Source organism: Pedobacter alpinus, from assembly GCF_042684645.1.
GTDB classification, from domain to species: Bacteria; Bacteroidota; Bacteroidia; order Sphingobacteriales; family Sphingobacteriaceae; genus Pseudopedobacter; species Pseudopedobacter alpinus.
On the sequence record NZ_JBHULV010000053.1, the window covers coordinates 56,731 to 57,313 of the forward strand.

Genomic DNA, 583 nt, shown 5'->3' on the forward strand with positions numbered 1-583 from the left:
TTAAGGTTACAGTGGAGGTTTCGCCGTTACATAAAATTGGGGTGTTTGCTCCTGATAAAGTTAATAATGCAGGTTCTGTAATGTTGATTGGAAAAGTTTTGATGCAATTGTTTTCGTCTTTTACAGTGAATATGCATGTGCCTGCTGTTAGGTTGGCGAATGTGTTGTTTGCTTGGAATGTTGTGCCGTCTAAGCTGTATTGAAGGTTTCCTGTTCCACCTGTCCCTGTTAAAGTTACAGTGGATGTTTCGCCGTTACATAAAATTGGTGTGTTTGCTCCTGTTAAAGCTAATAATGCAGGTTCTGTAATATTGATTGGGAAAGTTTTGATGCAATTGTTTTCGTCTTTTACTGTGAAAGTGTAATTGCCTGCAACTAGGTTGGCGAATGTGTTGCTTGCTTGGAATGTTGTGCCGTCTAAGCTGTATTGAAAATTTCCTGTTCCGCCTGTTGAGGTTAAGGTTACAGTGGAGGTTTCGCCAAAGCATTTGATAGTTGTGTTGCTTATTGCTAATGTTAGTGGTGTTGGTTCTGTTATCGTTAAGGTTTTCGTCGTGATGCAGTTGTTTTCGTCTTTTACCGT

Annotated in this window: 1 protein-coding gene; it reads right to left on the minus strand. The window is 39.8% G+C overall.

Annotated features, from left to right (window positions below; genetic code table 11):
* Nucleotides 1-583: hypothetical protein (locus ACFSSE_RS17020; RefSeq protein ID WP_379101043.1), on the minus strand; the 583-nt coding region annotated here is incomplete at both ends.